This window comes from Nocardia sp. NPDC004718 (genome assembly GCF_053601535.1).
Map to the genome: position 1 here is coordinate 98634 of NZ_JBSGCA010000007.1, position 22896 is coordinate 121529.

The window sequence follows — 22896 nt, forward strand, 5'->3', positions numbered from 1 at the left end:
TATGGCCCACCTCACATATCGGTTCGTACGATTCCTACGAATGCGCAGCTCAGATGAGGAGAAATCGCTGTGTCAACGCTGGAAACCGTGCGCGGGCCGATCGATTCCGCCGAGCTCGGAGTGACACTCATGCACGAGCACGTCTTCGTGCTGACCGGGGACGTCCAGCAGAACTACCCGGCCGAATGGGGCTCCGAGGACGAACGCATCGCCGATGCCGTGCGACGGTTGCGGGTCGCCTACGACGCCGGGGTGCGGACGATCATCGACCCGACAGTGGTCGGGCTGGGCCGCTACATCCCACGGATCCAGCGGATCGCCGAGCAGGTGCCGCTGAACCTGGTGGTCGCCACCGGCATCTACACCTACGGGGATGTCCCGTTCTTCTTCCACTACCGCGGACCCGCGTTGAACGAGATCGTCGGCGCGCAGGTCCCCGACCCGATGGTCGACATGTTCGTCGGCGACATCCGCGACGGCATCGCGGGCACCGGGGTCAAGGCGGGCATGCTCAAGTGCGCGATCGACAAGCAAGGGCTGACCGCGGGCGTCGAACGGGTCATGCGCGCGGTCGCCAAGGCCCATCTCGAGACCGGCGTTCCGATCACGGTGCACACCCATCCGGAGTCGCGCGCCGGGCTCGACGTGAAGCGTGTGATGTGCGACGAGGAAGGCGTCGACCCGGGTCGCATCGTGCTCGGGCACAGCGGCGACACCACCGACTGCGATCACCTCACCGAACTCGCCGACGCCGGATTCGTGCTCGGCATGGACCGCTTCGGCATCAACCTCGACACCACCTTCGAAGCCCGCGCCGACACCCTGATAGAGATGGTCCGCCGCGGCTACACCGACCGGATGGTGCTGTCCCAGGACGCGAGCTGCTATATCGACTGGATCGAGCCCGCCGCCATGGCCGCCCTGCCGCAGTGGCACTACACCCACCTGTTCGACGACGTGTTCCCCTACGTGCTCGAACGCGGCGTCACCGAGGAGCAGATCGACACCATGCTCGTCGACGTCCCGCGCGCGTTCTTCGAGGCGCGCACCCACTGACGTGGCCCGTCGCCGGCCCGCCCGATAGGATCGCCGCACCCTTACTCGGATCGTCCGGCACGTTCCTGCCGGGATGGGATGTGAATTCGTCATGGCCACTGTGACCTTCGACAACGCGACGCGGCTCTACCCCGGATCCGCCAAACCCGCGGTGGATCGGCTGAACCTGGAGATCGAGGACGGCGAGTTCCTCGTCCTGGTCGGCCCCTCCGGCTGCGGGAAATCGACCTCGTTGCGCATGCTCGCCGGGCTGGAGGAGGTCAACGGCGGACGCATCCTGATCGGCGAGAACGACGTCACGCACGCCGAGCCGAAGGAACGCGATATCGCCATGGTGTTCCAGAACTACGCGCTCTACCCGCACATGACCGTCGCGGAGAACATGGGCTTCGCGCTGAAGCTGGCCAAGGTGGCCAAGGCGGAGAAGGAGAAGCGGGTCCTGGAGGCGGCCAAGCTGCTGGATCTGGAGCCCTTCCTGGACCGCAAGCCGAAGGCGCTGTCCGGCGGCCAGCGTCAGCGGGTGGCGATGGGCCGCGCGATCGTGCGCCAACCGCAGGTGTTCCTGATGGACGAGCCGCTGTCCAACCTGGACGCCAAGCTGCGCGTGCAGACCCGCACCCAGATCGCGCAGTTGCAGCGCAGGCTCGGCACCACCACGGTGTATGTCACCCACGACCAGGTCGAGGCGATGACCATGGGCGATCGGGTCGCCGTGCTGAAGGACGGCCTGTTGCAGCAGTGCGCCACTCCGCGCGACCTCTACCGCGATCCGGCCAACGTGTTCGTCGCGGGGTTCATGGGTTCGCCTGCCATGAACCTGTTCACGCTTCCGGTCACCGATAGCCGGGTGGAGCTGGGCGGGCACGCTATCGCGCTGCCGCGCACGGTCGCGGACGAGGCGGGGAACACCGTGACCGTCGGCATCCGCCCGGAGCATTTCGAACTGGGTAATGGCTCCGGCATCGAGATGGAAGTCGACGTGGTGGAGGAACTCGGTTCCGACGCCTACATCTACGGCCGCACCGCCGCCGAAGGCGGGACCGACGGCGCCGGGGAAACCATCGTCTCGCGCGCGGATTGGCGCAATCCGCCTGCGAAGGGCGCCCGGCTGCGGCTGACCACCGCGCCGGAGCACATCTACTTCTTCGATACCGAAGGACGCAGGCTCAACTGAACAAGCCGCCGAGTGGGCCGCACGGCTTCGGCTCTCGGCTCGATCCACCGCGAGGCGCGGCGGCTCGGCAGGCATTCGCGGCTCGGGTGCGGTCGCGGCATCGCCGGTTGACGGCCCGCTCGGCACAGCGCCGCGAGCAGGCATCAGTCTGTCGCGTCCACCCGACGGCGCTCGCGCCGCTGCTGGGCGTACTCCTCGTTGAGCCGTACGCCCAGTTCCTCGAGTTCGATCTCGCGGCCGGACTCGCTGCGCACCTGCACCCGCACCGGGGCGCCGGTCGACTCCTCGACCAAGAGCAGTGGGGCAGGCCCCGGCTGCAAGTAGGCGTCGCCCCACTGCATGAGCGCCAGCACGGCGGGCAGTAGATCTCGTCCCATCCGGGTGAGCACGTATTCGTGCCTGGTGCGCTTGCCTTCCTCTTGGTACGGCCGTTTCGCCAGCAAGCCCGCCTCGGTGAGCTTGCGCAACTGGGCCGCGGCCGCCGCGTCGGTGATGCCGACCCGGCTGGCGAACCCGTCGAACCGCCGGGTCCCGTAGTACGCCTCGCGCAGGATCAGCACCGCCGAGCGCGTACCGACGATGTCCATCGCCTTGGCGATCGAGCATTCCTCGGCCTTCCACGCGCTGAGATCGGCCAACGGTCCTTCCATCACTGCTGCCATGACCAACATCATACCGATGCTGACTTGTGTCAACTATTGCCAGGTGTAATCTGACTATGTGTTGATAGAGCCAGGCATGGCGGCCCGGCTCTCGGTCCGGAAGGAAGCACCATGAGAGACGCGGTGATCGTCGAAGCGGTACGCACGCCGATCGGCAAAGGGAAGCCGAACGGAGCACTGCACGACGTCAATGCGGTTGATCTGCTGGCCCACAGCCTGCGCGAGGTGGTGGACCGCAGCGGCATCGATCCCGCCCTCATCGACGACGTCATCGGCGGCGTCGTCACCCAGTTCGGCGAGCAGGGGGCGAATATGACACGGCGGGCCGCGCTGGCCGCCGGATATCCCGAATCGGTTCCGGCCACCACCGTCGACCGGCAGTGCGGCAGCAGCCAGCAGGCGATCCACTTCGCCGCGCAAGGCGTGATCGCGGGCGCCTACGACATCGTGGTCGCCGCGGGCGTGGAGTCGATGGGCCGGATTCCCATGGGCGCCAATCTGGTCGGTTCGGACGACATCTCCGGCGTCGGCTTCGCCGAGCGCTACCCGGAAGGCCTGGTGCCGCAGGGCATCAGCGCGGAGCTGATCGCGGCGAAATGGGGACTCACCCGCACCCAGCTGGACGAGTTCGCGCTCGCCAGCCACGAGAAGGCCGCGCTCGCCACCAAGAACGGCCTGTTCGCGCGGGAACTGGCGCCGATCAACGGACTGGCCACCGATGAGGGCATCCGGGTCGGTAGCACGCTGGAGACGCTGGGCGCACTCCGTCCCGCCTACTACGACCCGGCCATGGCCGCCCGCTTCCCGCAGATCGGCTGGACGATCACGGCCGCGAGCGCGAGCCAGGTCAGCGACGGCAGCGCGGCGGTGCTCATCATGACCAGCGAGCGCGCGAAGGAACTCGGGCTGAAGCCGCTCGCTCGGCTGCACAGTTTCGCGGTGGCCGGCGACGACCCGCTGCTGATGCTCACCGCGGTGATCCCGGCGACCGGAAAAGTCTTGCGGCGGGCCGGTTTGCAGCTGTCGGACATCGACCTGATCGAGATCAACGAAGCGTTCTCGCCGGTGGTCCTGGCCTGGGCGCACGACACCGGTGCGGACCTGGCGAAGGTCAACGTCAACGGCGGCGCGATCGCGATCGGGCACCCGCTCGGCGCGTCCGGCGCACGCCTGATGACCACGCTGGTCCACGCCATGCAGGACCGCGGTGCCCGCTACGGCCTGCAAACCATGTGCGAGGCAGGTGGTCTGGCCAACGCCACCATCGTGGAGCGGCTGGGCTGATTCGCTTCTGTCCCACCCGAGTCCACGGGCGGATCTGCGGGTAGCGCATCAACCGGTACCCCTCCGCTCGAAAACTGCTCACACCTGGGCAGATTCGAACTCGGAGCAGCGGCAGATCAATAGGAGACCAGCACGACCGCGATCAGGAAGCCGACCAGCCAGGATTCGAGGATCAGTGGCACCGCGATCAGCGGAGTCCAGGCGATCGGCCTCCGGTCGCGCAGCTTCTCCAGGGCCGAGACGACCGCCGCGAGCACCGACGCCACGATGCCCGCCCAGGCGATGACCTGCGCCCACGGCAGGTACCCGACGCCTCGGCCCTCGTGTCCGTCGCGCAGGAGCACCTCGTAGAGCGGGACGAAAGCGGCCATCACCCAGCCGAATCCGAGGACGATCACCGACCCCAGCGCCACGCGCAAGGCATCGGCCGTTCGCCGCCGGATGTGCCACGCCATTGCTTCAGCATGACCGGTTCACGGGCGCAGAGCATCTCGAGCGCCTGTGTAGACCTGGGAAGCCAGCGCGACGCCACCGGCGAACGACAGGACGATGAGCGCCATCGCCAGCACCGGCCAGTACCACATGTACCGACGCTTGATCAACGATCCCGTCTCGCGCGGCGGGCCGACTCCGGGAAACTACTCGAGTCCGCATGCGCAATCCCGCGATCGGCCGCCGCAGCCGCATAAGCTGGTCGGCGATGAGCGACTCCGCAGCGCAGAACGTCGTCTACGCCATTCCGATGCGCACCCGCTTCCGTGGCATCACGGTGCGCGAGGGCATGCTGATCCACGGGCCGCTCGGCTGGGGCGAGTTCTGTCCGTTTCCCGAATACGACGACCGGGAGGCCGCCGCCTGGCTGACCACCGCCGTGGAGCAGGTGACCACCGGCTGGCCCGAACCGGTGCGGGATCGCATTCCGATCAATTGCACCGTGCCCGCCGTCGACCCGCGGCAGGCGCACGCGATCGTGGCCCGATCCGGCTGCCGCACCGCCAAGGTGAAGATCGCCGACCACCCGGAATCGCTCGCCGAGGATCTGGCCAGGGTGGAGGCGGTGCGCGACGCGCTCGGTCCGAATGGTGCGATCCGGGTCGACGCCAACGCGGTATGGGATGTCGACACGGCGGTGCGCCACATCCAGCAGCTCGACAAGGCCGCCGGCGGACTCGAGTACGTCGAACAGCCGTGCCCGACCATCGAGGAACTCGCCGCGGTGCGCCGCCGCGTCGACGTGCGCATCGCCGCCGACGAATCCATCCGCCGCGCCGAGGACCCGATGCGGGTCGCGGTCGCCGGGGCCGCCGACATCGCCGTCCTCAAATGCACGCCGCTCGGCGGAGTCCGCCGCGCCCTGCAGGTGGCCGAGGCGGCCGGGCTGCCCTGCGTCGTCTCCTCCGCCTTGGAGACCAGCGTCGGCCTCGCCGCCCAGCTGGCGTTGGCCGGGGCGCTACCCGAACTCGACTTCGCTTGCGGGCTGGGCACGCTGAGCCTGCTCACCGGGGACGTGACGCGCGGATCCCTGCGTGCGGTCGACGGCTACCTCCCGGTTCTGCGCACCCCACCCGAGCCGGAACCGGAACTGCTGGAACGCCATCGGCAGCCGGATGCCGGTCGCACCGCGTGGTGGCAGGATCGATTCGCGCGGGTCGCTGCCCTGGTCTCGCCCGGGCAATAGCGTGAGAACCGTTGCGTTCCGCGACCGAGTGGGCACCCGTCTGCCCACACCATGCGCAATGTCCTGACGACCGCAGGCGGGTGAGCGCCGTTCCCAGTGATCCGTACCCGCTGTCGCGGCACTCGGGCAGCCCCGAGTTTGCCCCTGTCAGCACTTCTACCCGGCACCATGAGCGTCGTGGATCCGATCGCGAACCGCGGCGGACACCATCGCCGCACGCAGGGCGCGACGACACCCGGCCGACGGCACTTCACTCGCTGTTCGCACGGTGAGCGGCGGGCTCACCCGATCCGCACACCGCAGCCGAGCATCGTGGTACGCAGCAGCAATGCCGCTTCCGGGCCGACGACGCCGTCGACCAGTTCCACATAGCGGTCGCAGAATTCCGGGCCGTGCGCGGCCACCGACCCGTGGTCGGATTCCAGGTGATGCGCCAGTTCGTGCAGGATCACCAGTTCCCGCAGCGCCCACGCGGTGCCGCCGGTGTGCAGCGGAACCGCCAGAACGTTCCCGGCCGCCTCGTAGTGCGCGGCCGTTGTTCCGGCGCGAGAACGGACGCGCACCGCCACGGCGGCCCGCTCCCAGCGCGCCCGCACCCAATTGAGCGCCAGCACCTTGTCCGTATAACTCTGTACGGATTCCACCGAGGCGAAGCGGCGCTCGATCGGCAACGTGAGCTGCGAACCATAGAGTTCGACGGTGCGCACACCGTGCTCGTCCGCGCGATCGAACACTCCCCGTACCAACTGCTCGGCGTCGTAGACCTTGGCACGCTGGTTGTCACGGACGGTCATCGCCGCGCGGCCGATCCCACGGGCGGCATCGGCCGGTCGCCGAGTTGCGCAGACCGAAGCGCGGCAGCCGCTCGCCCGGTTCGGCCCGTGACGTCCACGCCGGTCAACCGCCCTCGGAAGAGTTCAACTTCTTACGTGCGGCGGGCAGTTCGGGCGAATTGCCGATCCGTGCGGCCCGCCCCGCGCGGTCCCCCGCCGCCCGCGCCGCCGCCGAATGCCCCGCCGACTCCTGCGGCCCGCGCCAGGTGCCGCGCGCCTCCGACGTCTTCGCGTAGAAGTCTGTGAGCTCGATCTCCTTGTTCCGCAATGCCAGCGCTGTCCCGGACACCTCGGCGTCGTGTGGCAACACTTCGGCTTCGACCTCCGCCTTGACCTCCGACAGCCGCCGCCCGATCCGCGCGGCGAACGCCATCTGGAAATTCAGCCGCGCCGTCACACCCGCCACCGGCGCCTGCACCCGGCGCCGCACCTGGCGACCCCACCGCTTCTCCACCACGATCTTCTCGACGGTGGCCGATCGGTAGGCCCCGGACTTGATGTACTGGTCGGACGCGCGCACCATCTGCACGAGCAGACTGGCGTAGAGCGCCTCACAGGTATCGATGTCGGAGTCGAACCCGTAGGCGTAGACCTGCGTCGAAGTCCGGGCGACGTCGCAGCGCACGTCGTTCGCGGCCGCGATCGCGACGAACAGCTGGACATAGGTGCGCAATCCGCGTTTACCGGGCTCGCCGATCGGAATGATCCGCTGCACCGGTGTGGGCCTGCGCTCGCGTCCCGCGATGTGCGCCCGCGCCACGGCGAGGTCGATCGACGACTTCGTGGCCAGCCGCTGGGCGGCGGCGAGAAACGCCTCGGCCTCGTGTTCGTTGTCCGTGGACTCCGCCTTGCGCAGCAGCCCACCGATGCGCGTGAGCATCCGATCGGGAACCGCGTTCGGCGAAGACATCGCGCCCCAGCCTAGTGGGCGAGTTCCAGCCACTGTCCCGCACGCCGGATCGGCACCATGTATCTTGCCTTGTGCACCGGCAGGGTGTGCTGCCGCTCACGAACGATCCTGGAGTGTTTGCGATGGCTGTGAAGAAGGTGACGTTCCTACGTTCGTCGCTCGTACCGCGGGCCGCGGTGGCCCTCGCGTCGATCGGGCTGCTGACCGCGACGTTCACCAGCGCCTGCTCCAGCGACAGCAGCGGGAGCCCGATCAGCCAGAATCTCACCGGTCGCGGCCCGATCACCTACGTCGAGGGCAAGGACACCACCGAGACCGGCGCGGTCAAGCAGCTGATCGAGCGCTGGAACGCCGCGCACCCGGACGAGCAGGTGACGTTCAAGGAGCAGTCGAACGACGCCTCGCAGCAGTACGACGACCTGGTCGAGCACATGCGTTCCAAGCAGTCCAACTACGACGTGGTCGCCTTGGACGTGCCGTGGACCGCCGAGTTCGCCGCCAAGGGCTGGATCCAGCCGCTGAAGGACTCCTTCGCCATCGACACCAGCGCGCTGCTGTCCCCGCCGGTCGCCAGCGCCACCTACAACAACACGCTGTACGCCGCGCCGCGCAACACCAACGGCGGCCTGCTGTTCTACCGCAAGGATTTGGTGCCGAACCCGCCAAAGACCTGGAACGAGCTGCTGGCCCAGTGCCCGATCGCGCGCCAGCAGAACATCGGTTGCTATGCGGGTCAGTTCGCGCCCTACGAGGGTCTGACCGTGAATGCGGCCGAGGTGATCAACGCCTACGGCGGCAGCTTCGTCGGCGCCGACGGCAAGACCCCCACGGTGAACAGCCCGCAGTCCCGCGCCGGACTGAAGGTCCTGGTCGACGCCTACAACAACGGCGACATCCCCAAAGAGGCCATCACCTTCAAGGAACCCGAGTCCAGCAACGCCTTCGCGACGGGCAAGCTGATGTTCCTGCGCTCGTGGCCGTCCACCTTCGGTGACGTCGGCGGCGAGGCCTCCGCCGTGAAGGACAAGTTCGCGGTCGCCCCCCTGCCAGGGGAGAACGGCGTCGGCGCCTCCACCCTCGGCGGCTACAACGCGGCGATCAGCGCGTACTCCAAGAACAAGGCCACCGCGCTGGACTTCCTGCGCTTCCTGATCAGCGAGGACGCGCAGCACATCGTCGCCGCCGGCGCGCTGCCCTCGGTGCGCGCGTCCATGTACGACGACCCGGCGCTGATCGCGAAGATGCCGTACCTGCCCGCGCTCAAGGACTCCATCGCCAGCGCCGTGCCGCGCCCGGTGACGCCGTTCTACCCCGCCGTGAGCAAGGCCATCCAGGACAACGCCTATGCTGCGTTGAACGGAACCAAGTCCGTCGACGACGCGATCACCGGTATGCAAAAGGGCATCGAGACCGCTGGATCGTGAGCGGTTGAACGCAACGGACCCGACGAACCCGCAGGAGAGAAACGGTGTCGGATCCTTCGGGAACGGCGACTAGCGTGCCGAAAGACGAATTCGTTCCGGCCAGGCGCGGCTTCGCTGCCGGACTGGCCTCGGAGCTGCGTCGCTCCGGGAAAGCCTGGCTGTTCGTCACCCCCGTCCTGATCGCGCTCGCGGTCGTCATCGGTTATCCCGTGTTCCGGGCGCTGTGGATGTCCTTCCAGAAGGACTCCGGGCTCGACCCGGCGACCGGCATGTTCGTCGAAGGCGGCAACGCCGGGTTCGCCAACTACACGCACTGGCTGCTGCAACAGTGCCAGATCGCGACCGGCGAGACGGTGCCGTGCCCGACCGGCAATCTCGGCTCGCAATTCTGGCTGGCCATCGGGGTCACGCTGTTCTTCACGGTCGTCACCGTCGCGCTGGAGGCCACGCTCGGCCTCGGCATGGCCATGGTGATGGGCAAGACCTTCCGCGGCCGGGCGTTGCTGCGCGCGGCCGTGCTGATCCCGTGGGCCATCCCGACCGCCGTCACCGCGCGGTTGTGGGAATTCATGTTCCAGTACGACGGCGTCGTGAACCGCGTGCTCGGCACGCACATCCTGTGGACTTCGGACCCGTGGCCGGCCCGGATCGCGGTGATCGCGGCCGACGTCTGGAAGACCACGCCGTTCATGGCGCTGCTGTTGCTGGCAGGCCTGCAAGTCATTCCGGCCGACGTGTACGAGGCGGCCCGCGTCGACGGCGCGTCGGCCTGGCAGCGGTTCACCCAGATCACGCTGCCGCTGCTGAAACCGGCCCTGCTGGTCGCGGTGCTGTTCCGGACCATGGACGCGCTGCGGATGTACGACCTGCCCGCGATCATGACGCTGGGCAATCCGTCCACCCGCACGGTGTCGATCCTGGTGGTCGATCAGGTCCGGCAAGGCCCCAACAGCGCGGCCGCGTTGTCCACGATCACCTTCCTTTTGATCTTCGCCGTGGCGTTCGTGCTGGTGAAGATCCTGGGCGCCAACGCGGTTCGTACCCAGGAAGAACAGCGGGAGGCGCACTGATGTCCGTGCAGACGGCGGAGCAGGCCGTGACGAGCGAATCCGCCGCGGCGCCGGTGCCGTGGACCAAACGCATCGGCTCGGTACGGCTGTACCTGGGCGCGCTGATCGTGCTGGTGTGGGGGCTCGCGCCGTTCTACTGGATGGCGGTCACCGCGTTCCGCGATCCCGACTACACCTTCGACAACACCCCGTGGCCGACCCACGTGACGCTGGAGAACTTCCGCAACGCGTTCGACACCAGCCGCGGCAACGACTTCGGCAAGGCTCTGGTCAACAGCCTCATCATCGGCTCCATCACGACGGTGATCGCGCTGGTGATCGGCGTGCTGGCCGCGTACGCGCTGGCCCGGCTCACCTTCCACGGCAAGTACGTGGTGTCCGGACTGATTCTCAGCGCCTCGATGTTCCCGGTGGTCGTCCTGGTGACCCCGCTGTTCCAGCTCTTCACCAACCTCGGCTGGATCGGCGAATACCAGGCGATGATCATTCCGAACATCTCGTTCGTACTGCCGATGACGGTCTACATCCTCGCGTCCTTCTTCACCGAACTGCCATGGGAACTCGAAGAAGCCGCGCGGATCGACGGCGCCACCAAACTGCAGGCCTTCCGTTTGGTGATGCTGCCCCTGGCCGCTCCCGCCGTATTCACCACCGCGATCCTCGCGTTCATCGCGGCGGTCAACGAATACCTGCTCGCCCGTTTGCTTTCCAGCGACAAGACCGAGCCGGTCACCGTCGCCATCGCTCGCTTCTCCGGCAACAACCCGCTGGTGCAGCCGTACGCGGCGATCATGGCGGCAGGCACGATCGTCACCATCCCGCTGGTCGTCATGGTCCTGATCTTCCAGCGCCGGATCATCTCCGGCCTCACCGCGGGCGGCGTGAAGAGCTGAGTCGTCTGGCCGCGACTTCGTCGCGGCGTGTTCGCGGCATGCTCGGTCTCGCTTCGCTCGAAACCCGTGGTCGAGCTGGTGTGGTGGCGTTGGCGGGATCGCTAGGGACAGATAGTTCGCCGCTTCGCGCAGCACGCTTATGGTCTGCGTGCACCGCTGTGTCAACGGCCCGAGAAGTGGAAACCCGGTTGTGAACGTACGCGGTAAACTCGGCCTTTCGATGCTCTTTTCCGTCCGTTCGTGCAGGTGAGTTCGTCCGACGCTCCGGGAGGAGATGATCGTGAGCTCGTTCCGCAAACCGCGTGAACGCAGGCGTGGCGCCAAAGGGGGTCCTCCGACCGCACCGTATGCCTCGATCGCGGGCTGGACGCAGCGGCCGGATGCGGCGAAACGGAACGCGCGGGAGCGGCGCGAGCGCGCGGCGGCTCGCCGGAAATCGCGACCGACCGCGCCACGCCCCACGGAGCCGGATCGTCCACCGCGCAGCCGGGGCGAGCGCATCCGCCGCCTGCTGCTGGCCTTGTTCATCATCTTCGGCGTGGTGCCCGCGCTGCTGTCGGTCCTGGCGTACTGGAGCGCCGAGATCCCGGATCCGAATGCGGTGCAGACGAATCAGATCGCGACCGTCTTCGCCGCCGACGGCAGCACCGTGCTCGCGAAAATTGTCCCGCCGGATGGGAATCGGACGCCGGTCCCGTTGTCCGATGTGCCGCGGCCGGTGCGCGACGCGGTGCTGTCGGCGGAGGACCGCAATTTCTACACCAACCCCGGTTATTCGACTTCCGGCTTCCTGCGCGCCGCGCGAGACAATCTGCTCGGCAAGGACAACGCGGGCGGCGGCTCCACGATCACCCAGCAGTATGTGAAGAACGCCTTTCTCGGCTCCGAGCGCACGGTCACCCGCAAGATGCGCGAGCTGATCATCGCGGCGAAGATGGCACGGCAGTGGAGCAAAGACGACATCCTCGCCGCCTACCTCAACACCATCTACTACGGCCGGGGGTCGTACGGCATCGGCGCGGCGGCCAAGGTCTACTTCGACAAGCAAGTGAATCAGCTGACCCTGGCGGAGGGCGCGGTGCTCGCGGCGCTGATCCGGACGCCTTCGATCCTGGACCCGGAAACCCATCTCGCGGACCTGAAGGCGCGCTGGCGGTACGTGATCGACGGAATGGTCGAGATGGGCGCGCTCGCGCCGGGCGATCGGGACGCGACCACCTTCCCGCCGATCATCCCGCTCAGCCAGATCCCGGACGAGAACGTGGCTCGCGGCCCCGAGGGCCTGATCCGCAACCAGGTCGTGCGCGAGCTGCGCGACTCCGGCATCAGCGAGCGCGACTTGAACAAGGGCGCGCTGCAGATCACCACCACCATCGACGCCAGAGCGCAGCACGCGGTACTGGGCGCGGTGCGCGACCGGCTCGGTGCGCAGCCACCGGAGCTGCGCGCCGCGGTGGTGTCGATCGATCCGCGTTCCGGCGCGGTGCGCGCGTACTTCGGCGGCTACGACGGCATCGGCTTCGATTTCGCCCAGGCGCCGTTGCAGACCGGCTCGGCGTTCAAGGTCTTCGCGGCGATCGCCGCGCAACAGCAGAGCATTCCGCTCTCCCGCGTGCTGGACAGCTCCCCCGTGACCGACCGCGGTACCCGGATCACCAACGTGGACGGCGAATCGTGCGGCAAGTGCACCATGGCCGAGGCGCTCAAACGCTCGCTGAACACCAGCTTCTACCGGCTGACCATGACGATGTCCGACGGTCCTCAGTCCATCGCGGACGCGGCGCACGCGGCGGGCATTCCGGAGGAGCTGCCCGGCGTTGCGGGCAAGACCCTTACCGAGGACGGCGGGAAACCGCTGAACGGAATCGTCCTCGGGCAGTATTCGGTCCGGCCGATCGATATGGCCTCGGCGTATGCGACGATCGGCGCGTCGGGCGTCTACCACCGGCCGTACTTCGTGCAGCGCGTGGTGACCGGTGACGGGCGGGTGCTGCTGGATCGCGGCGAGCAAAAGGTCGGCGACCAGCTGCCCGCGGGTCAACAGCGCATCTCCAAGACGATCGCGGAGAACACCGTCGAGGCGATGCTCCCGATCGCGGCCTACTCCAACGGGCACGCGCTGAAGAACAACCGTCCATCGGCCGCCAAGACGGGTACCACGCAGTTCGGCGCGAGCGAGTCGAACAAAGACGCGTGGATGATCGGCTTCACCCCGTCGCTGTCCACGGCGGTGTGGGTCGGAACCGATCAGCCACAACCGATCCGCACCGCACGCGGAGCCGACATCTACGGCTCCGGCCTGCCCGCCGACATCTGGAAACAGGTCATGGACGACGCACTCGACGGCGCTCCGATCGAACAGTTCCCTGGTGCGCAGGCTCCGGGCGCGCAGGCCCCGGCCCGGCCGAATCCGAGCAAGCCGCCCTCCGGCGGTCCCTACGACATCCTGAACCCACCGCAGCCGTCATCGCAGCGCGAGCCCGTCGTCATCATCCCGCCCAGCCCGCAACCGCCCAGCGAGGTCGAGATTTTCCCGGGACTGAGCATCCCGGTTCCTGGATAGCGATGATGCTGTGACCTTCCGTGGCCCGGCGGAACGCATGACATGGCAGCATCGTTTGCCAGAGTGAGAGCGAACAGCGAGTGCGTCGGAACGGGCCGACGCCGGAACCGCGAAAACGATGCGGAAGGATATGCGCCCGAGCGACGACAGCGCGGCGCGAGCGACGGGCCCGGAGGCGGTAGCCTGCGTCACCACGGAGGGCACCGGGACCGACGCCAATTGAGGACAGACGAGACATAGGGGCTACGCCGGTGGATTTCAATGTCGTTGACCAACCCGAGACGCTGGTGGCGGGAACAGTGCTTCGCAGCCCCGCGCTCGCGGTCGAGGGGCCGCGCCGCGCGAAAGTCGAAGAGGCGTGGAAGCGCAACCTGGCCCGCAAGCTGCCCGGACCGCCGACCACGGCGTACGTCGACCACGCGCCGGAGATCAATTCGTACCTGACCCATATCGTCGGCTACCGCTGTCACAGCTTGGCCGACCTGCAGCCCGGAGACGTGCTCGCCCGAGTGCCCGCCGGGCGCTTCGCCCGGTTCATCGCCAGTGGAGACAATCTCGGCGACACCATCGTGAGCATCTGGCGAGCTGTGTGGGACGCGGAGGCCGCGGGGCGGCTCATTCGCGCTTATACCGGCGACTGGGAACACTATCCGGACGCACGGACGGTGGAAGTTTTCGTGGCAGTGGCAGACGATCAGGGCAACGGGTAGGAACAGACAGTGGACTTCGAGATCGTCACATTGCCGCAGAGCATGGTCGCGGGCCTGACCGTGCCGCTGGCCGGCCGGGAGGTGACCGCGCGTGACCTCGACCTGGTGAACTTCACCTGGGATCGCTATCTGGCGCGGGAGAAGAACGTGCCGCGGGTGGCGGCCTACATCGGTCAGAACGACCATGCCGTCGCCGTACTCGGCTACGAGATCGGCGCGATGGACGAGCTGGACTCCGGCGACGTGCTCACCATCATCCCGCAGGGCCGCTACGCCAAGTTCGTCGTCTCCGACAAGCCCTACGACCTGCTGCGCACCGCCTGGGCACAGGTGGCGAAGGCGGAGAACGCGGGAACCATCACCCGCTCCCACACCGCCGAGGTGGAGCGCTACACCGGCCCGGCGTCGGTGGAGGTCTACGTCTCGCTGGACTGACCTGACAGCCGAGTGTGTACACGACGGCGTGTACACTTTCGGTATGTCGGAGATCAGCATCCGGGAGCTGCGCGCCAACCTGGCCGCTCACATCCGCGAAGCGGAAGGCGGTGAGCAGGTGATCATCTTGCGAGACGGCGCGCCCGCCGCCGCTCTGGTGCCGCTGTCCATGGTGGAGGCCTTCGACGCGGCCGAGGACGAAATCCTTGCCCGCGAAGCCGAGGCAAGGCTGGCGACCGACGAGCCGACCTTCACCATCGCGGAGGTGCTGGCCGACCTCTTCGAAGACGACGCGAAGTGAAGTACCGCTTCCGATTCCTGGAGTCCGCGCGCCGAGAACTGCGGGCCGTCGAGCGGCCGGATGCGATGCGAATTCTCACCGCGCTCACGGCGCTCGGTGAGGATCCTTACGCTCCGGGCCTGGACGTGAAGAAGTTGTCGGGCCACCAAGACCTGTTTCGTCTGCGCGTCGGCAGGTACCGGGTCGCATACCGGGTGGACAACGGCGTGCTGGTGATCCTCGTAGTGAAGGTCCGCTGGCGGAAAGACGTCTACCGGGGCCTGTAGTCGGAAGCAGGTCGGCCGAGGGCATTTCGCCGTCGGCCGACCTCATGCCGGTGCGGTGCCTATTCCGCGCCGATGATGAAGGCTTCCAGCTGGGCGCGCGCGATGTCGTCGGCGAGCTGCTGCGGCGGGGACTTCATCAGGTAGGCCGAGGCGGGGATGACCGGTCCGCCGATGCCGCGGTCCTTGGCGATCTTCGCCGCGCGCACGGCGTCGATGATGATGCCCGCGGAGTTCGGCGAGTCCCACACCTCGAGCTTGTACTCCAGGTTCAGCGGCACGTCACCGAAGGCGCGGCCTTCCAGGCGGACGTAGGCCCACTTGCGGTCGTCGAGCCAGCCCACGTGGTCGGACGGGCCGATGTGCACGTCGTTGGCGCCGAGTTCCTTCTTGAGGTTGCTGGTGACGGCTTGGGTCTTGGAGATCTTCTTCGACTCCAGGCGCTCGCGCTCGAGCATGTTCTTGAAGTCCATGTTGCCGCCGACGTTCAGCTGCATGGTGCGGTCGAGCTGCACACCGCGATCCTCGAACAGCTTGGCCATCACACGGTGGGTGATGGTCGCGCCGACCTGGCTCTTGATGTCGTCACCGACGATGGGGACACCGGCCTCGGTGAACTTGGCCGCCCAGACCGGGTCGGAGGCGATGAACACCGGCAACGCGTTGACGAACGCGACACCCGCGTCGATCGCGCACTGCGCGTAGAACTTGTCGGCCTCCTCGGAGCCCACCGGCAGGTAGGACACCAGCACGTCGACCTTGTTGTCCTTCAGCACCCGCACCACGTCGACCGGCTCGGCCTCGGACAGCTCGATGGTCTGCGCGTAGTACTTGCCGATCCCGTCGAGGGTCGGCCCGCGCTGCACGACGACGTCGCTGGGCGGCACGTCGGAGATCTTGATCGTGTTGTTCTCGCTGGCGAAGATCGCCTCGGCCAAGTCGAAGCCGACCTTCTTGGCGTCCACGTCGAACGCGGCGACGAACTTGACATCGCGGACGTGGTACGGCCCGAACCGCACGTGCATCAGGCCGGGGACGGTCGCGGATTCGTCCGCGTCCTTGTAGTACTGCACGCCCTGGACCAGCGAGGAGGCGCAGTTGCCCACACCCACGATGGCGACGCGAACCTCTGTGGCATTGTCAGCCTTCTTGACGTCACTCATGGCCGATATTTCCCTCTTTCTGTGGTGCCGCCTTCGTCGATTGCTCCGCCGCAATCAACTCGTTGAGCCAGCGCACTTCGCGCTCGCTTGATTCGAGTCCGAGTTGATGGAGCTGCCGGGTGTAGCGATCCAGCGACCCGCTGGCCTTCTTGATCGCCTCCCGGAGCCCCTCTCGGCGCTCCTCGACCTGACGCCGCCTGCCCTCCAGGATCCGCATCCGCGCTTCCGCGGGAGTGCGGCTGAAGAAAGCCAGATGAACGCCGAAGCCGTCGTCGGTGTAGTTCTGCGGTCCGGTGTCGGCGAGCAACTCGCTGAACCGCTCCCGCCCGGCCGGGGTCAATTGATAGACCCGTCGCGCGCGGCGTGTCGTCGCGCCCGCGGGGATCTCCTCGGCGATCAACCCGTCCGCCTGCATGCGGCGCAGTGTCGGGTAGAGCGATCCGTAGGAGAAGGCACGGAAGGCCCCGAGCAGGCCCGTCAACCGCTTGCGCAGCTCGTACCCGTGCATGGGCGCTTCCAGGAGCAGCCCGAGGATTGCCAGTTCGAGCACCGGGCTTCACCCCCTGACTGTGTACAGAACCTAACCGATGGATGCGACTTTCCACTATATCGGAGCGATACATCTATGCACAGCCGTAGACCCGGTCCGGGCGAACTCGCGGTTCAGCGAGAGGGTGGGAAGACCGCGAGCGGCTCGCCCGCGAAAGTGGTCGTCAGGTAGCCGGACGAGCCGTCCTTGCCCGTGACGTGGATCTCCACGACGGCGCCGCGATCGTATGGACCGTGCGTATCGAACTGCACGATGACCAGGGTGATCACGCCGTCCGGGCACTTCACCGTCCGCGGCGCACCGGCCAGCAGGCCTGCGATGGCGGGCACGTCGATGGTGGCCAGGTCGAAGCTGCGGGCCCCGCGTTCCCGCTGGGAGGTGCCGGAGGTGCGGAAGTCGCCGTTGTAGTAGTAGTCGCCGGTCTCGTTGGCACTACCGGGCTTCTGCCGGTCCACAACCGCATACTTCGGATAGAACGTGACCTCGTCGGCGTTCATATCGCCGAATTCGGCCCGGTACTCCGCGAGGAAATAGGCCAGCCCCGCGCCGGTGGTCAAGTCGGGAACGTCCTCCCCGAAGCCGGGCAGATCGACGCCGCAACGGCTGATCCCCCCGACCATCGCGCCTGCCACCAAGGCCGCGACGACCACCGACACCGGCGCCAGCCAGCGGCGCGGACGCCGCCGGTCGACCCGGACCACCGGGGCATTCGCCAGCCCGTCGGGGATCTGCAGATCATCGATCAACGCCTCGAGCTCGCCGAAGGACTTCGCGCGCATGGCTTGGGCGGTACGCGCGGCGTGCTCCTCGGCGGTGAGCTGGCCGTCAGCGAGCGCGGCGTCCAACAGCCCGCACACGTCGGCGCGGTCGGTGTCGCGGGCCCGGACGTCGCTGTATCGGGTGGTCGCCATCGCTCATCCTCCGAACGGCCATACGCGGCGCACCTCGCCCGTCGGGGTCAGCATGAAGTGGCCGCTCTCTTTCACCGCGTTGCTCACGTAGACCTCGATGACGGGTTGCCCGGCAGCAACGCCGTACCCGGGGGACAGACCGTTCACGCCCACCTTGAAATGCGTGACGACGCCGCCGGGCACTCGGGTCATGGTGGCCGCGTCGGCGAGAGCCCGGCCGATCGCCTCCACATTCAGCCCGGCCAGATCCACCGACGGCGTGTCCGCCTTGCGTGTCTCGATCTGCATGGACTGGGCGAAACCACCGCGGTAGTCGTACTGGACCTTCCGGTTCGGCTGGCCGGGCACAGCCCGGGTGAGCGAGGCGTGATCACCGTGCATATACAGCTCGTCCACCTGGAGGTCGCCGAATTTCCGCTGGTAGTTGCGCAGGAAAATGGCGATCCCCTCGGTGGTGACCAGACTCGGCGTCGGGACCACTACGGGCTGCACCGCCCCTACGTCCACGACCGGCGGGGCTTGCGCCGTGGATCGCGGTTCCGCCTCCCCGGTGACCGCGAGAAAACCGGCGCAGGCGGCCAGCGCCGCTGCCACAGCGACCGCGGCCCGATACCACTGGGGTCGATGCGACCGCGGCGGTCGCGGCGTGGGGGCGACGTCGCGTGGCCGCTGGAGATCCGCGACCAGATCGTGCAGATCTCCCAGGGTGCGCGCTTCCGCGGCGAGTTCGGTGAGGATGTCGTGCTCGTCTTCGGACAGCTGGCCGTCGGCACGGGCGCGGTCGAGCAGTTCGCGCGTAGTGGCGCGATCGGCATCGCGCGCCCTGGTGTGACCGGGATAACTGCCGCCGGAACCGGAGCGGCGCAATACTTTTCGCGCGACCGACGGGCGCCGCGCGGCGAACCCGCGCGCAGCGGCCGGGGTTTGCAGGTCGGCGGTGAGCGCGGCCAATTCGCCGAGCGTCTTCGCCGCCGCGGCCTGCGCGATCCGGTCGTGGTACTCGTCGGCGCCGAGCTGCCCCTCGGCGTAGGCGGCATCCAGAAGACCGGACGCGTCGGCGCGGTCCAGATCACGCGCTCGCATGCGCCCGGATGCTGCGGTGGACACAGACGGATCGTAGTCCGGGTAACGGCGCGACGCGCTGGATCGGCCCGGTCGGGGACGGTCAATCCGCAGCAGCCCGGGGCGGCCCGATTCCATCCCCGCTACTCTGGTTCTCGTGCGAATTCAGCGGCAAGTTGTCGACTACGCCCTGCGGCGCCGGTCGCTGCTGGCTGACGTCTATGCGGGCCGGGTCGATGTCGCCGAGGTGTGTGATGCGAATCCTTATCTCTTGCGTGCGGCGAAGTTCCATGGCCGCGGGAGCGAGGTCACATGCCCCATCTGCCGGAAGGAACAGCTGACCCTCGTATCCTGGGTCTTCGGCGACGGCCTCGGGCCGGTCGCCGGATCGGCTCGCACACCCGAGGAGCTTGCGCGACTCGCCGAGACGCGCGAAGAATTCTCGGTTCATGTCGTCGAGGTATGCCGGACCTGCAGCTGGAATCATCTGGTGCAGTCCTATGTCCTCGGTTCCGCGCCGGCACCGCCGCGACGCCGCTCCGGGACACGCGCGAACCGGCGCACCGCCGCCGAATGAAGTGCCTGGGTCGTCCCCGGCGGGTGACTCGCGGAGCCGGCATGCGTCCGCCGCGGTGACGACTACCGCTGATTGCCACCTGGACCGCTACGAGTTATGGAGATCTTGTCAGTGAATTCGCCCTACGAGCCCTACGGCGATGAGCCACATGGCGGTCGTCCTCCGCAGAGTTCACGTCCAAGTCCCAACCCGTATCAGAATCCCCGTCCCGGACCACCCCCCGGAGCCCGCCCCGGCCCACCGCCCGGTGCGCGTCCCCTCCCTGGTGAGCCGCGCGGCCCCCAGCCGCCGCGCCGTCCCGGCCCTCCGCCGAACGGTCTTCCTCCGCAGGGCGGCCGTCCGCCCCAGCCGGGCCGGCCGCCACAGCCCAACCGAGGCGCGCCCAATGGTGGCGCTCCCGGCCCTCAGCCTGCCCAGCGGCCGGGTTCCCTGACCGAGGCGGTGAACGAGCGCGACAGGCGCGGCCCCGCCACCGGACCGCGTCCGGCCACCGGCGCGCGTCCGGCGGTGGACCGTGACGGACGTCGCGTCCCCGGTAGCGGCCCCGCGACCGGCGAACGCAGGCAGGCCGCGGGCGGTCCGCCGTCGGGCCCGCCGCCGCGCCGTGGCGGCAGCGGCGGCTCCGACGGGCCGGGAAGGCGGCAGCCCGCGCAGCAGAAGAAATTTCCCTGGCGGATCGTGCGCCGCACCCTCTACGTGCTGATCGCGTTGGCCATTCTGCTGCCCAGCGGCATCTTCCTGGCCGCGTACACCACGGTGTCGGTGCCGCAGCCGGGCGACCTGAAGTCGAACCAGGTGGCGACCATCTTCGCCTCCGACGGCACCTCGGTGATCAGCAAAGTGGTTCCGCCGGAAGGCAACCGGACCGACGTCACCATCGACCAGATTCCGCCGCACGTGCGCAACGCGGTGATGGCTGCCGAGGACCGCGACTTCTACACCAACCCCGGCTTCTCGATCTCCGGCTTCGCGCGCGCGGCCAGGGACAACGTTCTCGGCCGGGAGAGCGCGGGCGGTGGCTCGACCATCACCCAGCAGTACGTGAAGAACGCGCTGGTCGGTGACGAGCACTCGCTGACCCGCAAGATGCACGAGCTGGTCATCTCGGCCAAGATGGCGCGGCAGTGGAGCAAGGACGAGATCCTCGCCGCGTACCTGAACACCATCTATTTCGGTCGCGGCGCGTACGGCATCGACGCGGCGGCCAAGGCGTACTTCGGCAAGCCGGTTTCGGAACTCACCGTCGCCGAGGGCGCGGTGCTCGCCGCCACCATCCAGCTGCCGTCCAGCCTGGACCCGGAGAAGAACCCCGAGGGCGCGAAGACCCGCTGGAACTACGTGCTCGACGGCATGGTCTCCGGCGGCAACCTGAACGCGACCGAGCGACAGGGCCTGCAGTACCCGCGGGTCGTCCCGCTCTCCTCGACTCGGGACAAGGCGCAGGACTCCGGCCCCGAGGGCCTGATCAAGACCCAGGTGCTCAAGGAACTCGGCGCGGCGGGCATCAGCGAGCAGCAGCTGAACACCGCGGGCTTGCAGATCACGACCACGATCGATCCGAAGGCCCAGCAGGCCGCCCTCGACGCGGTGAACAAGAACATGGACGGTGAGCCGGAGAACTTGCGCACCGCAGTGGTCTCCGTCGATCCACACACCGGTGCGGTACGCGCCTACTACGGCGGCAGCGACGGCCAGGGCTACGACTTCGCCAATGCCGGTTTGCAGACCGGTTCGTCGTTCAAGGTCATCGGCCTCGCGGCCAATCTGGAGCTGGGCATCCCGCTGTCGCAGATGTACGACAGCTCACCGGTCACGGTGAACGGCATCAAGATCACCAACGTCGAAGGCGAGCAGTGCGGAACGTGCACCATCGCCGAGGCATTGAAGCGATCGCTGAACACCAGCTTCTACCGGATGGAGCTGGACATGCAGAACGGCCCGCGCAAGATCGCCGACATGGCGTACAAGCTCGGCATGCCGGACACCATCGCGGGAGTCGGCAAGACGCTCACCGAGTCGGACGGCTCCGGACCCAACAACGGCATCGTGCTCGGCCAGTACCAGGCACGGCCGCTCGACATGGCGTCCATGTACGCGACGCTGGCCGCCTCCGGCGTCTACCACGCGCCGCATTTCGTATCGAAGGTCGTGACCGCCGACGGTCAGGTCCTGCTCGACCGTGGCGAGGTGGCTGGGGAACAGCGCGTCTCCGCGGCGGTGGCCGACAACGTCACCGCTGCGATGAAGCCCATCGCCGCCTATTCGCGCAACCACGGCTTGGCCGGCGGTCGCGAGTCGGCGACGAAGACCGGAACCGCCCAGCTCGGGGATACCGGCGAAAACCGGGACGCCTGGATGGTCGGTTACACCCCTTCGCTGTCGACTGCTGTGTGGGTGGGAACAGAGCAGGGTGACCGACTGCGCAACGCAAGTGGCGGCATGATCTACGGGTCGGGCCTGCCATCCGACATCTGGAAGGCCACGATGGACGGGGCTCTGAAGGGGACCCCGAACGAGAACTTCCCGAAGCCGGCTCCGATCAAGGGACAGGCCGGTGTCCCGGAATGGTCGGCGCCGTACACCCCTCCGTCCACAGTCGATTCCCCGCTGTTGCCCCCGGTGGTGGTCGCACCGACCCAGGTGGAGATCCTGCCCGGCATCACGATCCCTGTCCCCGGCGTTCAACCTGCCCCGCAGCAGCAACGGCCGCAGCAGCAACGTCAGCAGGACTCGGGTCCGTTGCCCGGCCAGCCGGTCGCGCCGACAGATGGCTCATCGCCATCGGCTACCGGTTCGCCACGCCCCGGCAACCAACGCAGTGACAACTCTGGTCAAGAAGACAACTCGAACGGAACGCCGTCGACACGTAGCAGATAGTCGACAAAAAGTCGGGCCCGGCCACATCGTGGCCGGGCCCGACTTTGCTCGTAAGCAAGATGGTCCGTTCGAGTCGATTCGGCACAATTTCCCTACAGCAGGACTATCACTCGGACGAACGTTCCCGGCTCAGCTGGTACGCCTTGGCGGAACGCCGGAATTACCGATTGGGTGTCTTATACCAAAAGCCGTTCGGATCCTGATAGCAGTCCTCGAAGACCCCTTTGTCGCTCAAGCAGTCGGTGAACTTCCAGTAGCCCCGCAGCACCACCCAGGTACCATCCGAGATCTGCACACACTTGTCGGCGATCCCCTTCCCACCGAGGCACGCCGCATAGGACGGATGCCCCGCGCTCGCGTTACCCGCGAATCCGACCAATGCAGCGCCGGCAACAATCGCCGAGACTAACAATTTCTTGAACATTTCCACCCCTGTCTCCCAGATCAGCGCGTCCTCCAAGCACGCCGACGGATCCTCACCCTAACAACCGACGAGCGAT

General features: G+C 67.7%; 23 protein-coding genes. 14 read left to right on the forward strand and 9 right to left on the reverse strand.

Annotation, left to right across the window (positions count from 1 at the left end):
- The first annotated feature begins 69 nt into the window (after positions 1-69).
- Complete coding sequence (locus ACWEH3_RS07830) at positions 70-1056, forward strand: phosphotriesterase family protein (RefSeq protein WP_450023382.1); 987 nt, start codon at positions 70-72, stop codon at positions 1054-1056.
- Between the two features lie 91 nt (positions 1057-1147).
- A complete protein-coding gene (locus ACWEH3_RS07835; protein WP_450023380.1) occupies positions 1148-2230 on the forward strand; it encodes an ABC transporter ATP-binding protein in 1083 nt (360 codons plus the stop codon).
- A 143-nt stretch (positions 2231-2373) separates the two neighbouring features.
- Here ACWEH3_RS07835 and ACWEH3_RS07840 read toward each other — a convergent pair whose 3' ends face one another.
- Positions 2374-2904, reverse strand: a complete 531-nt coding sequence (locus tag ACWEH3_RS07840; protein WP_450023378.1) for a winged helix-turn-helix transcriptional regulator — start codon at positions 2902-2904, stop codon at positions 2374-2376.
- Positions 2905-3003: 99 nt separating this feature from the next.
- Here ACWEH3_RS07840 and ACWEH3_RS07845 point away from each other — a divergent pair, with 99 nt between their 5' ends.
- Entirely contained in the window at positions 3004-4176 is a 1173-nt protein-coding gene (locus tag ACWEH3_RS07845; RefSeq protein WP_450023376.1) for a thiolase family protein, read from the forward strand.
- A gap of 116 nt (positions 4177-4292) precedes the next feature.
- On the opposite strand, the gene ACWEH3_RS07850 is transcribed toward ACWEH3_RS07845, so the two are convergent.
- Entirely contained in the window at positions 4293-4631 is a 339-nt protein-coding gene (locus ACWEH3_RS07850) for a hypothetical protein (RefSeq protein WP_450023374.1), read from the reverse strand.
- Positions 4632-4876: 245 nt separating this feature from the next.
- On the opposite strand from ACWEH3_RS07850, the gene ACWEH3_RS07855 reads away from it, so the two are divergent.
- Positions 4877-5854, forward strand: a complete 978-nt coding sequence (locus ACWEH3_RS07855; RefSeq protein WP_450023372.1) for an o-succinylbenzoate synthase — start codon at positions 4877-4879, stop codon at positions 5852-5854.
- 281 nt (positions 5855-6135) lie between these two features.
- On the opposite strand, the gene ACWEH3_RS07860 is transcribed toward ACWEH3_RS07855, so the two are convergent.
- Together ACWEH3_RS07860 and ACWEH3_RS07865 are read right to left on the reverse strand one after the other, a co-directional pair.
- Positions 6136-6648, reverse strand: coding sequence for a TIGR04338 family metallohydrolase (locus tag ACWEH3_RS07860; RefSeq protein WP_379249449.1), 513 nt, complete (start codon positions 6646-6648; stop codon positions 6136-6138).
- A gap of 103 nt (positions 6649-6751) precedes the next feature.
- Positions 6752-7597 carry a DUF2786 domain-containing protein gene (locus ACWEH3_RS07865; protein WP_450023369.1) on the reverse strand — a complete coding sequence of 282 codons (846 nt, stop codon included), beginning with the start codon at positions 7595-7597 and terminating at the stop codon, positions 6752-6754.
- 122 nt (positions 7598-7719) lie between these two features.
- Here ACWEH3_RS07865 and ACWEH3_RS07870 point away from each other — a divergent pair, with 122 nt between their 5' ends.
- From ACWEH3_RS07870 to ACWEH3_RS07905, 8 genes are all read left to right on the forward strand, one after another.
- A complete protein-coding gene (locus ACWEH3_RS07870; protein WP_450023367.1) occupies positions 7720-9021 on the forward strand; it encodes an ABC transporter substrate-binding protein in 1302 nt (433 codons plus the stop codon).
- A gap of 44 nt (positions 9022-9065) precedes the next feature.
- Complete coding sequence (locus ACWEH3_RS07875; protein ID WP_450023365.1) at positions 9066-10091, forward strand: carbohydrate ABC transporter permease; 1026 nt, start codon at positions 9066-9068, stop codon at positions 10089-10091.
- The gene (locus ACWEH3_RS07880; protein WP_450023363.1) at positions 10091-10984 is read left to right on the forward strand and encodes a carbohydrate ABC transporter permease; all 894 of its coding nucleotides are present in this window, start codon (positions 10091-10093) and stop codon (positions 10982-10984) included. The genes ACWEH3_RS07875 and ACWEH3_RS07880 overlap by 1 nt, the downstream gene beginning before the upstream one ends.
- A 274-nt stretch (positions 10985-11258) precedes the next feature.
- Positions 11259-13547 (forward strand): transglycosylase domain-containing protein, encoded by a 2289-nt coding sequence (locus tag ACWEH3_RS07885; RefSeq protein ID WP_450023361.1) that lies wholly within the window; start codon positions 11259-11261, stop codon positions 13545-13547.
- Positions 13548-13798: 251 nt separating this feature from the next.
- Positions 13799-14257: a GyrI-like domain-containing protein gene (locus ACWEH3_RS07890; protein WP_450023359.1), complete on the forward strand. Its 459-nt coding sequence runs from the start codon at positions 13799-13801 to the stop codon at positions 14255-14257.
- A 9-nt stretch (positions 14258-14266) separates the two neighbouring features.
- On the forward strand, positions 14267-14692 hold the full coding sequence (locus ACWEH3_RS07895; RefSeq protein ID WP_355071187.1) for a GyrI-like domain-containing protein: 426 nt from the start codon (positions 14267-14269) through the stop codon (positions 14690-14692).
- Positions 14693-14735: 43 nt separating this feature from the next.
- On the forward strand, positions 14736-14993 hold the full coding sequence (locus ACWEH3_RS07900; protein WP_450023357.1) for a type II toxin-antitoxin system Phd/YefM family antitoxin: 258 nt from the start codon (positions 14736-14738) through the stop codon (positions 14991-14993).
- Positions 14990-15259, forward strand: coding sequence for a type II toxin-antitoxin system RelE family toxin (locus tag ACWEH3_RS07905; RefSeq protein WP_450023355.1), 270 nt, complete (start codon positions 14990-14992; stop codon positions 15257-15259). Before ACWEH3_RS07900 ends, ACWEH3_RS07905 begins: the two co-directional genes overlap by 4 nt.
- A gap of 59 nt (positions 15260-15318) precedes the next feature.
- Here the strand turns inward: ACWEH3_RS07905 and ACWEH3_RS07910 are convergent, their stop codons facing one another.
- The 4 genes from ACWEH3_RS07910 to ACWEH3_RS07925 all read right to left on the reverse strand — a co-directional run bounded on the left by ACWEH3_RS07910 (position 15319) and on the right by ACWEH3_RS07925 (position 18987).
- Positions 15319-16419, reverse strand: a complete 1101-nt coding sequence (locus tag ACWEH3_RS07910; protein WP_450023353.1) for an inositol-3-phosphate synthase — start codon at positions 16417-16419, stop codon at positions 15319-15321.
- Complete coding sequence (locus ACWEH3_RS07915; RefSeq protein ID WP_039803160.1) at positions 16412-16969, reverse strand: PadR family transcriptional regulator; 558 nt, start codon at positions 16967-16969, stop codon at positions 16412-16414. Before ACWEH3_RS07915 ends, ACWEH3_RS07910 begins: the two co-directional genes overlap by 8 nt.
- Positions 16970-17082: 113 nt before the next feature.
- On the reverse strand, positions 17083-17880 hold the full coding sequence (locus tag ACWEH3_RS07920; protein WP_450023351.1) for a DUF1707 SHOCT-like domain-containing protein: 798 nt from the start codon (positions 17878-17880) through the stop codon (positions 17083-17085).
- Positions 17881-17883: 3 nt separating this feature from the next.
- The gene (locus tag ACWEH3_RS07925; RefSeq protein WP_450023349.1) at positions 17884-18987 is read right to left on the reverse strand and encodes a DUF1707 SHOCT-like domain-containing protein; all 1104 of its coding nucleotides are present in this window, start codon (positions 18985-18987) and stop codon (positions 17884-17886) included.
- Positions 18988-19099: 112 nt separating this feature from the next.
- Here ACWEH3_RS07925 and ACWEH3_RS07930 point away from each other — a divergent pair, with 112 nt between their 5' ends.
- On the forward strand, positions 19100-19519 hold the full coding sequence (locus ACWEH3_RS07930; protein WP_355071181.1) for a DUF5318 domain-containing protein: 420 nt from the start codon (positions 19100-19102) through the stop codon (positions 19517-19519).
- Between the two features lie 675 nt (positions 19520-20194).
- Positions 20195-22396 carry a transglycosylase domain-containing protein gene (locus tag ACWEH3_RS07935; protein ID WP_452358290.1) on the forward strand — a complete coding sequence of 734 codons (2202 nt, stop codon included), beginning with the start codon at positions 20195-20197 and terminating at the stop codon, positions 22394-22396.
- Positions 22397-22556: 160 nt separating this feature from the next.
- On the opposite strand, the gene ACWEH3_RS07940 is transcribed toward ACWEH3_RS07935, so the two are convergent.
- Positions 22557-22856: a hypothetical protein gene (locus ACWEH3_RS07940; protein ID WP_450019032.1), complete on the reverse strand. Its 300-nt coding sequence runs from the start codon at positions 22854-22856 to the stop codon at positions 22557-22559.
- Positions 22857-22896 lie beyond the last annotated feature (40 nt).